Raw genomic sequence first — 14,934 nt, forward strand, 5'->3', positions numbered from 1 at the left:
ATGGATGATATTTTAAATTTTTTAATACCGGTATTACCGGCACTAGTAGTAGGTGGATTAGCGTACTATTTTTTTGATGGTTTTCTCAAAAATGAAGATAAACGCAGACGTTTTTTATTACACAAAGAATTACAAACCGAAACGCTACCCTTACGTTTACAGGCTTATGAGCGATTAACCTTGTTCTTAGAACGCTCTAATCCGCTTCAATTATTACTGCGTGTTCATCCTAATTCTACAGACAAAAAAAATTATGTAGAATCTGTTATCGCACAATTACAACAAGAATTTGAGCATAATTTATCGCAGCAAATTTACATGTCTGATGAATGCTGGAATGTTATTAAATCTTCAAAAAACACATTGATAGCCCAGTTACGCAAACTTGTCTTAGATAACACTGTAGCAGATGCTCATGCATTAAGAGAGAAAATGATATCAAATTTTTCTGAGGCTGAAAATCCTATAAGTGTTGCTCTTAGCTATTTAAAGACTGAGGTACAGGAACTTTTGAATTAAAAAGAAGCTTATTGAAGTATTGGGAAACGCTGTAATCTAAGGACTAATTATATTCTTCAATTAAATTTAAAACTGCTGTGTCCTACTAATTTATAAATTAGCGATGTACATACTTAATAAAAACAGTTTACTAATTTTTGATATGCTATTTTTGAATTTATGAAACTCATCAAATCACTTAGTCTATTTTTATTCATTGCTTTAATCACTTGCTCTTGTGAGCAGGAGAAAGAAATGAGTTCTATAAATCCTATCAACTGGAAAAAAAGGAGTGCAACAATACCTGTAGATGATTCATTAACAGAAGCACGAACCTATCTGGGCATCTACTCTGAGATTTACAGTACATCAGAACATAATACGCACGATCTTACCGTTACTGTAAGTATGCGAAATACCAGCGACAAGGACTCTATTTACCTTACGAAAGCAGCGTATTACAGCACATCCGGCGAACTTATACGTACTTATTTTGATTATCCCATATTTATCAAACCTTTAGAAACGGTAGATATTATTATCGAAGAATCTGATGATACCGGTGGTACCGGCGCAAATTTTATCTTTGACTGGCTAAATAATGACACGCTTACAGATCCTATTTTTGAAGCCATTATGATATCAACCCGAGGTCAGCAAGGCCTTTCTTTTACAACTCAAGGCAAACGCATAAAATAAGGCTATAAGCAACGCTACTATAATCTTAATTTCAGTATTTACTGCTAAGATTTAAACGTTAACGCTTAATTCCTATTTTTACAACTTAAAATCCCTACACGTGAATATCACTATTGAGAATATTGTTTTAATAGGTTCGCTGCTGCTCTTCATAAGTATCGTAGTTGGTAAAACATCTTATAGATTTGGAGTTCCTACCTTGTTGTTATTTTTGGGTATAGGAATGGCTGCCGGCTCAGACGGTATAGGAGGTATTATATTTGACGATATGGAGATCGCCCAATTTATAGGTATCGTATCTCTCAACTTCATCTTATTTTCAGGGGGTTTAGACACTCACTGGTCGAGTGTTAAACCTATTTTACGACAAGGGTTACTACTTTCTACATTGGGCGTTCTTTTTACCGCTGTAACGCTTGGTTTGTTTGTTTTTTACTTAACCGATTTTACCATTTATGAAAGTCTGCTTCTGGGCTCAATAGTATCGTCTACAGATGCTGCTGCAGTATTTTCAATATTAAGATCAAAAAGCCTGGCTCTTAAAACCAATTTAAGACCTACCCTAGAATTAGAGAGCGGAAGTAACGACCCTATGGCATACGTGCTTACAATTGCTTTTCTGACGCTTGTAATCAATCAGGATCAAAGTGTTTTTTCTGTTATTCCCTTGCTTTTACAACAAATGATTGTAGGTGGGATTGCCGGTTTCGTTTTTGGTAAACTCAGTAAATTCATTATTAATAAAATTGAGTTAGGTTTTGAAGGTTTATATCCCGTTTTAGTAATCGCCTTAATGTTTATAACCTTCTCTGCTACAGAATCAATAGGTGGTAACGGCTTTCTAGCAATATATATATGTTCGGTTTATCTAGGAAATCAAGATTTGATACATAAGCAAACTATTCTTAAAATGTTTGACGGGCTCGCCTGGCTTATGCAGATCGTACTGTTTCTTACTTTGGGATTACTGGTATTTCCTTCAGAGATCGTTCCTTTCTTTGGTATAGGTATCGTGGTTTCTTTATTTTTAATTTTTATCGCTCGCCCGGTAGGTGTGTTTATAAGTCTGGCATTCTTTAAAATGAAACTGAGAAGACGACTGTATATTTCCTGGGTAGGTTTACGCGGTGCAGCACCTATTGTGTTTGCCACCTACCCGCTTCTGGCCGGTATTGAGAAAGCGAATATGATTTTTAATATTGTATTCTTCATCTCTGTAACTTCGGTATTAATTCAGGGAACTACACTATCTATAGTTGCAAAATGGCTAGGTGTTGCTCTACCTGAGGCAAAAGACTCGCAGGCAGATGTTGCACGTTTTATTTCTGAAATACCAAAAACTGCAATGAAAGAGATTGTAATAACACCACGATGTTATGCTGTAGACAAGAAAATTGTAGAATTAGGATTTCCTAAAACTGCAATTATCGCTATGATAAAGCGCAACGATAAATTTTTAACGCCTAAAGGTTCTACGGTGATCAATAAAAACGATACACTGGTTGTTTTATCTGAAAACGAAGAAGGTATTGAAGAAGTTGAAGTCTGTTTAAATAGATAAATTTTAAAGTATTCACTGCTTTTTTCGCAAAGCGGAAAATAAACTAATAACTAATACGCAACCTCTCTCTAATTTTTGCATCTGCTTTAAAACCACAAATGAAATTCAAATTTATATTACTGGCTATTGTAGCATTTCTTTCATTGCAATGCTCAACTACTAAAGATACTGAAGATCAAGATTGCGAGAGCACTGCTGAAGCTGTAGTCATTGATGTTAAAGGTCAAACAGAAACCGAGGTAAATAAAGATTTAATCTTAGAAGTGTATTTTCCTGTGACTAATGGCTGTGGTTTGTTTAACGAATTTACAGAAACTATAGATGGAAATACAATAACCGTAACTGTTGAAGCAATTTATAAAGGATGTATTTGCACGATGGATGTACCTACACGAGTAGCTTTATATACTTTTACGCCTACTGAAACCGGCGTTTATACATTACGTTTTAAAAGCGCTACAGATACATTTATTGAAAAAACCATCACAGTCAATTAACCTACTTAATCTGTTTCTGAAATTTCCTTAAGCTTATTATCTTGTGCTTGTTTTGCTTTATCTGCGGCATATTCCCAACCTTGTTGCCACCAGTTAGTCATTAATTTTTTATTAAAAATAAGACTGTTTTCGGTAAGTTTTGATGGCGTGTAATACAGATTAAGAGGTACGTCTTTATTAATAGCAGCAAGCTTACCTACAATTACATCATGATATTCTACCTGATCCATCAAAAAACCAAATAAATTCACCATTAACGAAAACGGATTTTTACCCAGAACCTTGTTATACTCCATATTCTCTGACTCAAGAATTATGGCATCAACTTCTGTCGCGCCGCGGCGTATCGCTTCTCGTATGGGCACAATACAACCAAAGCCCCCATCTGCATACTCATAACCATTTTTATTTACCAGGCTCATAAATGGCACGTAGTTGCAACTAATCCAGATCCACTCACAAAAATCATCGTAATTCCAGTTTCGAATAGACTTATATTCCACCGTATTCTTTGACAGATTAGATACAGTAACTACTACATCTGCCGCAGTTTTTTTTATATGTTCAAACTCACTTCGGGAAAGATTTTTTTTAATATTCTTAAGTAAATTTTTGCTTTCACCAAAAGTGCGTTTACGTCGCATAAATTGCCAGACGGTGTTCCAGTAATTGATAGATACGTATTCCCGATCACCTTTAGATTTAATATTAAACGGGTTTACATTAAATATGGTGTTCTGGTTAACGTTTGTGTAAACCTCATACGCACGCTGAATGTTGTTATTTGCAAGTTGAGAAATTAAAAGACTTCCGGTAGAAGTACCTAAAAAAAGATCATATTTATGACCTAATTCTTCCATAAGGTATTGAGCCACGCCACCGGCATAAGCACCTTTACTACCCCCACCAGAAATTACCAAAGCTCTCATTAGGTCAATTTTTCGTCTAGATATTTCTGTTGCTTATCTTCTTTTAGCTTCAGCTTTTTAAGTTCTTTTTTCCATTCAGGATCTTTTATAAGCATATCTAAAATTCCGCGGCAAGACTCAGAAAATCTCCAATTTATATGAAAACAACCATCAATCAAATTTTCTAAACTTTTAGGCTCAAACAATTGTAACTGATATAGTTTTTGAAAGGCATTTTGTCTTATAGCATAAGAATATCTACTTCCAGTAAAACGGGTGAGTCTAAAAAAGTGATCACGTATGAAGGCCTCCTCATAATCTAAAGTTGATATAGCAAGCGCAAGCCAGGTGATTTCTATATTATAATCTGAAAAGCCTTGTATGCCCTTCATCTGGTTTAAATATTTATGTCTATCTGAAGGAAATGAGGTCCATAAATTAAGTAAGGCCTGCTCACGGGTTACATAAGAATCATCATTAAGCAGTCTCTCATAGTTAGTTTTCATCTCTGCAGGTACTTTTTGCACCGTTAAAGCAATCGCCTGGCGCACCCAGGGATTGTTAGTGTAGAACGCACGCTCATAAATACGAGAAGCCGCACCCGGAGAAACATCAGAAAGCTGGTAAATTGCCTCTTGTCCTGTGTACTCATCAGGTAAAGCCAACAAATCTAAAAGTTTGTTTTGCTTTTTACTAAACGGAACATTGCGCATTGCGACAACACGCATATACTTTTGGATTAAAGGTGACTTTTTTAGTACCTCTAATGCAGCTTTATCCTGAAATGCAGTTTGCTGCAACCAGTCTTTTTCAAAATCAATTAAATCTTCGCCGCTTGCAATACGCATTTCTTTCAGGAAATCTTCGGTAGTGACGTTTTTAAATTTATGAGTATTCAGATAACTTTTTATTCCGGCTTTGAATGCCTCATCCCCTATTTTTTCGTGCAGGATATGTAGTGCCCAGGCACCTTTTTGATAAAATGTAAGAGAGCTTGCCTTAGGGTCTAATAATCGCTCACCTTTACCTTTATCACTAAGTGTCTTTAATTCTTCGGCAGATTGATACAGTTTCCAATAGAAATAATCATCCCCAAAAACTTTCCGCTCTGCGAGCAATGCATAATAAGTAGCAAAGCCTTCCTGCAGCCAGTGATGTGTCCCTGAAGTTTCAGTTACATAATCGCCAAACCACTGATGTGCGAGTTCGTGTGCATTTACACTTACATAATTGCGATCTATAAAACCATTACGGTCTACTACAAATTGATCGCTAAATATGGTAGCCATCGTATTTTCCATACCGGCATATAAAAAGTCTTTAACAGGAACTTGTCTATATACAGGCCACGGAAACTTAACACCTATTTCTTCTTCTAAGTAATTAAAGATCTCTTTACTATATTTATATGTCGTTAAAACCTTTAAAGAATCTGAAGGATAATAGTATAACTCCATAGGTATACCGGAGTCTGAAACATATTTTATCTTTTTATAATCACCAAGAACAACAGCTACAAGATAGCTAGACATAGGCTCTGTCATCTCGTAGTGCCAGATAAACTTATCTCCTTTTTCTTCTTTCTCTACAAGAACACCGTTAGACACAACCTCTTGACCGGGATATGCAATAATAGATAGGTCAAATTCTATCTTATCATTCATATCGTCTATACTAGGTAACCAGTTAGAAGTGTATTTGCCCTGCCCTTGCGTCCAGATTTGCTGAAAACCACCATTGTTTACAAAGTATAGCGCCTTATCTGGTTTTGCGGTATAATTTAAAATTAATGAATACGTCTCTCCTTTAATAAAACTTCGAGTAAAAATCATACGCCCATCATCTGTATGCGTACTTATTAATTTACCGTTTAAGGTAGAAGCATATTTTGTAATGTTCTTTGCATTAAGGTACACAAAGTCTGCATCTTCAAGCATGGTAAATTTAATTTCCATATCGCCGGTAACGGTACCGTTTGCAAAATCAAAATCAAGGAGTGCGTAAATACGTTCAAAGTCAACCGTTTCGGTCTGCTGGCTATAAATTACGCTTGTTAAAAAAGCGAAAAAAACCGTAATAATCAATTTCATAAAGTCATGCTATCTAATAGCCTGCCAAATTAAGGATTTGATTTTAAAACTACTCCTTTAAAAACAAAGTAAATTAGCTTGACTAAAGACCATTATCTCGTGAAAATCAACAACCTTATTTTTAAGACAAGACATAATAGATTTTAACCTCGATTATTGAGTAAAACGCGAATAAAATATTTGGGTTTTATATCTTCGTTCTTATGAACTCCAGCAAGCTTCAAACTCCTATAGATTACCTCAAGGGCGTAGGCCCTAATAGGGCGACATTGCTGCGTTCTGAGTTGGGCATACATACCTATCAAGATTTTTTAAATCTGTTTCCCAACCGCTACATAGATAAAACTCAATACTATACAGTAGGTCAACTGCAACCTACCAGTGCAGATGTGCAGATAATAGGAAAAATCACACATCTTAAAAGTGCGGGAGAAGGCAGAGCAAAAAGACTGGTTGCAACCTTTAAAGATCAAACAGGATCGATGGAGCTGGTCTGGTTTAGGGGCGTAAAATGGATTAGAGAGAGTTTAAAAATCAATGTTCCATACGTGGTTTTTGGAAAAGTACAGCGTTTTGGGAGTGCATATTCAATTGCGCACCCCGATCTAGAGTTATTAGAAGAACACGAGAAAAGCCTTCGGGTCGCTATGCAACCTGTCTACCCTTCTACCGAAAAATTAACCAACCGAGGGATCACAAACCGCGTTGTAAATATTCTTATACAAACGCTGTTTCAGGAAGTACAGCATGATATTGAAGAATCGCTATCAAAACCAATGCTCGATATACTGAAGCTAATGCCTAAAAAAGCGGCATTCTTAAATATTCATTTTCCGCAAAGTCAGGAAAATCTTGCAAAGGCACAGTTTCGTTTAAAATTTGAAGAACTCTTTTATATTCAACTTCAACTTTTAGTCAAAAACAAGCTACATAAACAAAAAATTAAAGGGTATCCCTTTGAGCAAATAGGTACGAATTTCAGTACTTTTTACAACGACAATTTACCTTTTGATCTAACCGGTGCTCAAAAGCGTGTTGTAAAAGAAATACGTAATGACCTTGGCAAACCCGCTCAAATGAATAGGCTGTTGCAAGGCGATGTAGGTAGCGGTAAAACCATTGTTGCGTTACTAACTATGCTAATTGCTATAGACAATGGGTTTCAAGCCTGTTTGATGGCTCCCACAGAAATACTTTCTATACAGCATTATCAAGGACTTACTGAGCTTTGCGAAGGTCTTGATATAAATATTGCTTTACTTACCGGGTCATCACGTACTAAAGCACGTAGAGAAATTCACGAGAATCTTGAAAATGGCTCGCTTCATATTTTAATAGGAACGCACGCGCTTTTAGAAGACAAAGTAAAATTTAAAAATCTGGGATTGGCTGTTATTGATGAGCAGCATCGCTTTGGCGTAGCGCAACGCAGTAAACTTTGGCATAAAAATGAGTTACCACCGCACATTCTTATAATGACAGCCACTCCCATACCTCGTACGCTAGCTATGAGCGTTTACGGTGACTTAGATGTTTCGGTGATAGATGAGCTACCTCCCGGAAGAAAGGCGATTAAAACATTTCACAGGTATGACAACAACCGTCTTAAAGTTTTCGGTTTTATAAGAGATGAAATAAAAAAAGGAAGGCAAATTTATGTGGTTTACCCCTTAATTCAAGAAAGTGAGGCTCTTGATTATAAAGATTTAATGGATGGCTACGAGAGTATAAGTCGCGAATTCCCAATGCCAGATTATCAAATTTCTATAGTGCACGGGCAGATGAAACCTGCCGACAAAGATTATGAAATGAACCGCTTTGTAAATGGCGAGACACAAATTATGGTTGCCACTACCGTTATTGAGGTAGGCGTAAATGTCCCTAATGCCTCTGTTATGATTATAGAAAGTGCAGAGCGTTTTGGCCTTTCTCAACTACATCAGTTGCGCGGTCGTGTAGGTCGTGGTGCAGACCAGAGTTATTGTATTTTAATGACAGGGCATAAATTGTCTGAAGACAGTAAAACCCGATTACAGACCATGACCAGTACTAATGATGGCTTTGAGATTGCCGAAGTTGATTTAAAACTTAGAGGCCCCGGTGATATAATGGGAACTCAGCAAAGTGGCGTGCTCAACTTAAAAATTGCAGATATTATAAAAGATAATGAGATAATGAAAATCTCCAGAAGTTATGCTTCTGCTCTTCTCAATGAAGACCCACAACTTCTTAAAGAAGAAAATCAACCCATACGCCAGATGTATGCGCAGTTGATGAAATTTAAAAATATATGGAATTATATCTCCTAGCTTTCGGTTTTATGAAAAGCATAATTCAAATCGTAATTCACTAGCTTTCTTTATTTAAACCCAATAGTTTATTTATTAAAGGTCTTCGCTATGCTTCTATTTTAATTTGAAATAATAAAGGAAGTTATCTACACGGTATTAAACTTAACTATGTGCTCAAAAAAAGAGCGTAAATGTTATATTTGCCCTTTCAAAAATTAGGGGAATGCAAATAAGCTATAACTGGTTAAAACAGTTCATTAATATTGATTGGGAAGCAGAGAAAACCGGCAATTTACTTACAGATTTAGGTCTTGAAGTAGAAGGTATTAATGCATTTCAAAGTGTACAGGGTGGTCTAAAAGGTATTGTAGTAGGTCACGTACTTACTTGCATTAAACATCCTAACGCAGACCGTTTAAAAATCACGACCGTAGATCTTGGTGATGGCGAACCTGTACAAATTGTGTGCGGTGCTCCCAATGTAGATGCGGGCCAGAAAGTTCCGGTTGCAACGGTAGGTACAACACTTTATGATGAAAAAGGCGAAGCCTGGAAAATCAAAAAAGGAAAAATACGTGGTGAGGTAAGTAATGGGATGATTTGCGCTGAAGATGAATTAGGTCTGGGTAAAAGTCACGAGGGGATTTTAATTCTTGACAATGATTTAAAGCCAGGCACACTCTTATCTGAAGTTTATGATATTGAAGATGATGAAGTTTTTGAAATAGGCCTAACTCCTAATCGTGCAGATGCGATGAGCCATATGGGTACTGCCCGCGATTTACGTGCAGGCTTGATACAAATGGGCGTTAATAGTGAATTTATCACACCATCTACAAGTGCATTTCGTATAGACAACCGCACTCAAAAAATAAGCGTTCAGGTTTTAAATCAAGAACGCGCACCACGCTATTGTGGGATTACCATCAGCGGTCTTACTGTTAAAGAATCTCCGGCTTGGTTAAAAAACAGACTAAAAGCTATAGGTCTTACACCTAAAAATAATATTGTAGATGTTACTAATTACGTGTTACACGAATTGGGTCAACCGCTACACGCCTTTGATCTATCTAAAATTAGCGGAAAGCAAATAAATGTAAAAACAGTTGTTGCCGGCACTAAATTTACTACACTTGATGGTGTAGAACGTGATCTTCACGAAGAAGATTTAATGATTTGTGATTCTGAAAAACCTCTATGCATTGCCGGTGTTTTTGGCGGTGATAATAGCGGGGTGACTGAAGACACCACGGCAATTTTCTTAGAAAGTGCTTTCTTCAATCCGGTGAGTGTACGCAAAAGTGCAAAACGTCATGGATTAAATACAGACGCATCTTTTAGATTTGAGCGTGGTATTGACCCCAACCTAACCGAATACGCCTTAATACGAGCAGTTCTTTTAATTCAAGAAACAGCTGGCGGTGAAGTGACCAGTGACGTAATAGACATCTACCCTAAGAAGATTGAAGATCATCAGGTATTTTTGAATTTTGAGCGTGCCGAAAAATTAATAGGTGAAGAAATTCCTAAGGAAACTATCAAATCTATTTTATCATCACTAGATATTAAAATAAACAACATCACCGAATCTGGTATTGGTATGACCATACCTGCCTATCGCAATGATGTAACCCGTGAAGTAGATGTAGTTGAAGAAATTTTGCGCGTTTATGGTTATAATAAAATAAAATTCAAAGCAAAACTAAATGCTTCCGTATCTAAAAGCAGTCGCTTTGCAGATTATAAGATTCAACAGGTTACTGGTAATTTATTAGCTGCTCAGGGTTTTAACGAGATGCTAAATAATTCATTAACTAATCCTGAGTATGCGGTTTTAAATGACGCTTTCAAAGCAGCGTATAGCGTTAAAATGCTCAATCCGTTAAGTACAGATCTTTCGGTAATGCGCCAATCACTTTTATTTTCTGGTCTTGAAGTTTTAGCGTTTAATACAAATAGACGCCAGCCCGATTTAAAACTTTTTGAATTCGGAAAAAGCTATCACAACTATCCCGGCGGGAGAGAAGAGCACAAACATCTTACCCTATTTTTAAGCGGTAATGTAAATTCTGAAAGTTGGAACGCTTCTCAAAAACCTGCAAGCTTTTTTAATCTAAAAGGCATAGTAGAGAGCGTCTTAAACCGTTTAGGCTTATCTGATTGGTCGGTGAAGCCGGTTAAAAATGCACAGTTTTCTGAAGGTTTAAGCTATACTATACAAAAAAAGGCGGTTGTTGATTTTGGAGTTGTTGTAAAACCTATACGCAATCATTTTGATTTAGATCAAGAAATTTTATTTGCAGATTTTAATTGGGACGCTATTCTAGACCTTATACAGCAAAATAAAATAAGCTTTAAACCCATACCTAAAAACCCTGCTGTACGTCGAGATTTTGCCTTGCTATTAGATAAGGACACGCTCTTTGATGAAGTCTATCAAGAGGCCTATGCTGTTGAGAAAAATCTACTTAAACAGGTTTCTCTTTTTGATGTTTATGAAGGTTCTAATCTTCCAGAAGGCAAAAAAAGTTACGCAGTGAGCTTTACCTTACAAGACGAAAATAAAACACTTACAGACAAAGAAATAGATAAAATTATGCAGAAACTGCAACAGCGTTTTGAACAACGTTTAAATGCATCGCTACGCTAATACTTTAGCATTTGTAGTCTTGTAAATTAGTAGCTGATTAGTTAACTTTAAATGCTAAAAAAAAGAAAAATGCTACTAAAGAAAACTAATATTCACGACAAGTTGCTGCGTGAACAGTTTAAAAAAACGAATGGAGACTCTGTTATAAATTGGGTAAACCAGTTTTTGAAAAAGACCCCGTCTCCAAATGAACGTATCTTAGAAAATCTAGCTAGTGACTCGATTGAAGATACAAATGAATTTGACTTTGATCTTTTAGACTCCAATCGTATATTTCACGAGAAGAGTATTCAGAAAATCTGTATTGACTACCGACTTCGGTTTTTAGACACGCGGTTTTTTAAAGGTACTTTCCCTCAGGATGCACTTAATGAAATAGAGCACTTAGAACAGACGCATAATCTGTCGTTAAGCGGCTTTAAAATAATGGCGCCTTCAAAAATGTTTGTTTTGAATAAAACAGACGATCCGCTGTTATTTGCTCCTATGGGTAACGGTTATTTTTATTTAATTCATAAATGGGGAGATGATTTACACCCGTTGAGAAAACTATTGATGTGGCCATTTAAGAATTTTGAAAATTTAATATTTACGATTCTTCTTTCTAGCATTGTTGCCACAATGCTCGTTCCTGATGGTCTTTTTACTCGTGAGCAATCTTTTAGCCAGGATCTTATGGTATTCTTTTTTATGTTTAAATCAATTGCCGCAGTGGTTTTATTTTATGGCTTTGCACTAGGTAAAAATTTTAATAATGCCATTTGGAAATGCAAATTTGACAAAGCTATATGATTAAAGAATCTAATTACGAGCGTGTTTATACAGGGTCAGAAATCAATGGAAAGTTTATTCAAAATCTTCTAGAAGAAGCTGGTATTCACAGTGTAGTGCGTAATGATGGCGAAAGCGCGGTGCGCGCAGGTTTTGGCACTAGTTATATTAACCAGACCTTAGTTTTTGTTGAAAAGGAAAATCTCGTTAAGGCAAAACACCTTGTAGAAAGAGCTTTTATAAATTCTGAAATCTCAGATACAGATTTAGAAGAACAAGCGACTCAAAGTAGACTTGAAGATGAGGATCCTGTTATAGAATCAAATGCTACGCTTATACAAAAAGATGATAAACCTAAAAGATCTGCCTTGAACCTTGCTTTAAATGTAGGCTTACTTTTATACTCATTATACCGTTTATATCCCCTTACTCAAGGAGAAACCCTACCTACATTTAGAATTGTACTTAGTGGTTTTATTGCCATTTTCTGTGGTTATACCTTAATTAAGCATTTTAAGAACTAATTTTTAATAAATATTGAACTCCATTACTCAATCACCCTTAGATTAGTAATGGAGTTTTTTTTATGCCTTATCGTTAAATTTTTATGCCCAGCGCAACCTATTTCATTATTGTACATCTACAGATTAGTAAACAATCTTAAACAAACAACTAATGAAATTTTCACACTTTTTACTCCTTTCTCTTTTTGCACTTAATATTGCGTGCACAAGCTCAGATGACAACTATCAACCCATTTTAAGCTCTTTTAATGTTTCAAATCTGGTTAGCATCCCAAACTCAAGCCCAACGTATAATTTAAATGATACACTATACCTAGACCTTAATGTACCGTTATCAATTACTACTGATGCTAATGAAACAATAAGTCTTACAGAACTAGTACCAAACGCACAATTTGCTGAATTTTATTTATTTAGATACAAAAAGGCAGACACATTGCGTAAAACGCCAATACCATTTAAAACAACAGATGTTTTTATTAGTAAAGGCACCGGCAGACTAGCTGCAGATGGCATTGCTCTTACAGCAACAAAAGACACTACAGCCTATAAAGTACGTTTAGGCATAAAATTAAATACGGCAGGAGAATTTTTCTTTGGTCCCTATAATCAGACCACTGTAGATGCATTTTATACGGTTTTACAGGATGCCAAAACTTTAGATATCGTAGAATTAAAAACTTCTATTTCAGGACAAACACCAGGAAACCGCTTTAGTTTTGAAGTTCTTGATGAAGAATAAACCAACGAACTAAATTTAAAAAGCCTTAGTTGATAAATCAACTAAGGCTTTTTTTAGTTCTATGCGAAAGCAAATTATACGTTTACCGTATACATTTGTTGACGTTGCTCTTTAATTTTAGGGTCACTCATATACTCGTCGAAACTCAAATAACGATCGATTCCTCCAGTTGGAGTGAGTTCTAATATGCGATTACCCACGGTTTGTGCAAACTCGTGATCACTGGTAGTAAGTAAAATAGTGCCTTTAAAATTCTTCAGGCTATTATTTATTGCAGTAATAGACTCAAGATCTAAATGGTTTGTAGGCTCATCAAACATAAGAACATTAGCTCGTTGCATCATCATTCTACTTAACATACAACGCACCTTCTCTCCTCCAGAAAGAACATTAGAAGTTTTTAAGGCTTCTTCTCCAGAAAAAATCATCTTACCTAAGAAACCTCTTAAAAATACTTCCTCACGCTCCTGCTCTGTTTTTGCATACTGACGTAACCAGTCTACTAAAGTCAAATCATTCTCAAAATACTCTTGGTTATCTACAGGCAGATACGATTGATTTGTAGTAACTCCCCAATCAAATTTACCTTCTAGAGCTTGTTGTTTCCCATTTAAAATCTCATAAAATGCTGTGGTAGCACGGCTGTCTTTAGAATAAACCACTAGCTTGTCGCCTTTAGCAAGGTTTAGATTTACATTCTTAAATAAAATTTCTCCGTCAATTGATGAAGCTAACTTATCAATATTTAAAATCTGATCTCCTGCTTCACGCTCACGTTCAAATATAATAGCAGGATATCTTCGGCTAGATGGTCTAATATCATTTACATTAAGCTTTTCAATCATTTTTTTACGAGAAGTTGCTTGTTTACTTTTTGCAACGTTCGCACTAAAACGACGTATAAACTCTTCAAGTTCTTTTTTCTTCTCTTCAGACTTCTTGTTTTGCTGAGCACGTTGACGTGCTGCTAACTGTGAAGACTCGTACCAGAATGTATAGTTTCCGCTAAAGTGAGATATTTTTCCGAAGTCAATATCTGAAATATGTGTACAAACTGCATCTAAAAAGTGACGGTCGTGAGATACAACAATCACACAGTTCTCATAATTAGCTAGAAAATTTTCTAACCAGCTTATGGTCTCGTAATCCAAATCGTTTGTAGGTTCATCCATTATTAATACGTCTGGATTACCGAACAAAGCTTGTGCTAGTAGTGTACGTACCTTTTGTTTACTATCAAGATCTTTCACAAGACTATAATGAAGTTCCTCAGAAATTCCAAGACTCGATAAAAGAGCTGCTGCATCGCTATCTGCATTCCAGCCATTCATCTCTTCAAACTTCACTTGCAACTCTCCTATACGATCTGCGTTCTCATCTGTATAGTCTGCGTATAACGCATCCATTTCAGTCTTGATCTTATACAGAGGTTTGTTTCCTTTAAGAACCGTATCTAAAACCGTAAAATCGTCAAAAGCATAGTGATCTTGCTCAAGAACAGACATACGCTTACCCGCTTCTAAATGTACATTACCACTGGTAGCGTCATCTTTACCAGATATAATTTTTAAAAATGTAGATTTTCCTGCTCCGTTAGCTCCTATAATTCCATAACAGTTTCCTTGTGTAAATGAAACATTCACCTCATCAAAGAGAACTCTTTTACCGAATTGAACAGATAAATTTGATACTGATAACATAGC

The 14,934-nt window shown here is 36.0% G+C and carries 12 protein-coding genes; 9 read left to right on the forward strand and 3 right to left on the reverse strand.

All coding sequences use genetic code 11. The features are described from left to right. The 4 genes from ACIGAM_RS15430 to ACIGAM_RS15445 all read left to right on the forward strand — a co-directional run bounded on the left by ACIGAM_RS15430 (nt 1) and on the right by ACIGAM_RS15445 (nt 3,255). Nucleotides 1–519 carry a hypothetical protein gene (locus tag ACIGAM_RS15430; RefSeq protein ID WP_396512369.1) on the forward strand — a complete coding sequence of 173 codons (519 nt, stop codon included), beginning with the start codon at nt 1–3 and terminating at the stop codon, nt 517–519. 159 nt (nt 520–678) lie between these two features. Beyond that, on the forward strand, nt 679–1,197 hold the full coding sequence (locus ACIGAM_RS15435; RefSeq protein WP_396512370.1) for a DUF3124 domain-containing protein: 519 nt from the start codon (nt 679–681) through the stop codon (nt 1,195–1,197). 100 nt (nt 1,198–1,297) lie between these two features. Further along, nucleotides 1,298–2,758, forward strand: coding sequence for a potassium/proton antiporter (locus ACIGAM_RS15440; RefSeq protein ID WP_396512371.1), 1,461 nt, complete (start codon nt 1,298–1,300; stop codon nt 2,756–2,758). 98 nt (nt 2,759–2,856) lie between these two features. Beyond that, the gene (locus ACIGAM_RS15445) at nt 2,857–3,255 is read left to right on the forward strand and encodes a hypothetical protein (RefSeq protein WP_396512372.1); all 399 of its coding nucleotides are present in this window, start codon (nt 2,857–2,859) and stop codon (nt 3,253–3,255) included. A gap of 5 nt (nt 3,256–3,260) precedes the next feature. On the opposite strand, the gene ACIGAM_RS15450 is transcribed toward ACIGAM_RS15445, so the two are convergent. Beyond that, nucleotides 3,261–4,184 (reverse strand): patatin family protein, encoded by a 924-nt coding sequence (locus ACIGAM_RS15450; RefSeq protein ID WP_396512373.1) that lies wholly within the window; start codon nt 4,182–4,184, stop codon nt 3,261–3,263. Then, on the reverse strand, nt 4,184–6,253 hold the full coding sequence (locus tag ACIGAM_RS15455; protein WP_396512374.1) for a M1 family metallopeptidase: 2,070 nt from the start codon (nt 6,251–6,253) through the stop codon (nt 4,184–4,186). The genes ACIGAM_RS15450 and ACIGAM_RS15455 overlap by 1 nt, the downstream gene beginning before the upstream one ends. A gap of 203 nt (nt 6,254–6,456) precedes the next feature. Between ACIGAM_RS15455 and recG the strand changes: the two genes are divergently transcribed. The 5 genes from recG (at nt 6,457) to ACIGAM_RS15480 (ending at nt 13,231) form a co-directional block, all read left to right on the forward strand. Further along, entirely contained in the window at nt 6,457–8,562 is a 2,106-nt protein-coding gene (gene recG, locus ACIGAM_RS15460; protein ID WP_396512375.1) for an ATP-dependent DNA helicase RecG, read from the forward strand. A gap of 205 nt (nt 8,563–8,767) precedes the next feature. After that, on the forward strand, nt 8,768–11,194 hold the full coding sequence (gene pheT, locus ACIGAM_RS15465; RefSeq protein ID WP_396512376.1) for a phenylalanine--tRNA ligase subunit beta: 2,427 nt from the start codon (nt 8,768–8,770) through the stop codon (nt 11,192–11,194). Nucleotides 11,195–11,263: 69 nt separating this feature from the next. Continuing rightward, nucleotides 11,264–11,986 (forward strand): hypothetical protein, encoded by a 723-nt coding sequence (locus ACIGAM_RS15470; RefSeq protein ID WP_396512377.1) that lies wholly within the window; start codon nt 11,264–11,266, stop codon nt 11,984–11,986. Further along, nucleotides 11,983–12,489, forward strand: a complete 507-nt coding sequence (locus tag ACIGAM_RS15475; RefSeq protein WP_396512378.1) for a hypothetical protein — start codon at nt 11,983–11,985, stop codon at nt 12,487–12,489. The genes ACIGAM_RS15470 and ACIGAM_RS15475 overlap by 4 nt, the downstream gene beginning before the upstream one ends. 151 nt (nt 12,490–12,640) lie before the next feature. Further along, complete coding sequence (locus ACIGAM_RS15480; protein ID WP_396512379.1) at nt 12,641–13,231, forward strand: hypothetical protein; 591 nt, start codon at nt 12,641–12,643, stop codon at nt 13,229–13,231. A gap of 74 nt (nt 13,232–13,305) precedes the next feature. On the opposite strand, the gene ACIGAM_RS15485 is transcribed toward ACIGAM_RS15480, so the two are convergent. After that, a complete protein-coding gene (locus tag ACIGAM_RS15485) occupies nt 13,306–14,931 on the reverse strand; it encodes an ABC-F family ATP-binding cassette domain-containing protein (protein WP_396512380.1) in 1,626 nt (541 codons plus the stop codon). Nucleotides 14,932–14,934 lie beyond the last annotated feature (3 nt).

It is taken from the genome of Leeuwenhoekiella sp. NPDC079379, from assembly GCF_044542075.1.
GTDB lineage: Bacteria > Bacteroidota > Bacteroidia > Flavobacteriales > Flavobacteriaceae > Leeuwenhoekiella.

Excerpts from the sequence above, each read along its gene's own strand:
- ACIGAM_RS15445 (WP_396512372.1), top strand. The coding sequence starts at position 2,857 with ATGAAATTCAAATTTATATTACTGGCTATTGTAGCATTTCTTTCATTG.
- ACIGAM_RS15430 (WP_396512369.1), top strand. The coding sequence starts at position 1 with ATGGATGATATTTTAAATTTTTTAATACCGGTATTACCGGCACTAGTA.
- ACIGAM_RS15485 (WP_396512380.1), bottom strand. The coding sequence starts at position 14,931 with ATGTTATCAGTATCAAATTTATCTGTTCAATTCGGTAAAAGAGTTCTC.
- ACIGAM_RS15470 (WP_396512377.1), top strand. The coding sequence starts at position 11,264 with ATGCTACTAAAGAAAACTAATATTCACGACAAGTTGCTGCGTGAACAG.
- recG (WP_396512375.1), top strand. The coding sequence starts at position 6,457 with ATGAACTCCAGCAAGCTTCAAACTCCTATAGATTACCTCAAGGGCGTA.
- ACIGAM_RS15480 (WP_396512379.1), top strand. The coding sequence starts at position 12,641 with ATGAAATTTTCACACTTTTTACTCCTTTCTCTTTTTGCACTTAATATT.
- ACIGAM_RS15435 (WP_396512370.1), top strand. The coding sequence starts at position 679 with ATGAAACTCATCAAATCACTTAGTCTATTTTTATTCATTGCTTTAATC.
- ACIGAM_RS15455 (WP_396512374.1), bottom strand. The coding sequence starts at position 6,253 with ATGAAATTGATTATTACGGTTTTTTTCGCTTTTTTAACAAGCGTAATT.
- pheT (WP_396512376.1), top strand. The coding sequence starts at position 8,768 with ATGCAAATAAGCTATAACTGGTTAAAACAGTTCATTAATATTGATTGG.
- ACIGAM_RS15475 (WP_396512378.1), top strand. The coding sequence starts at position 11,983 with ATGATTAAAGAATCTAATTACGAGCGTGTTTATACAGGGTCAGAAATC.
- ACIGAM_RS15450 (WP_396512373.1), bottom strand. The coding sequence starts at position 4,184 with ATGAGAGCTTTGGTAATTTCTGGTGGGGGTAGTAAAGGTGCTTATGCC.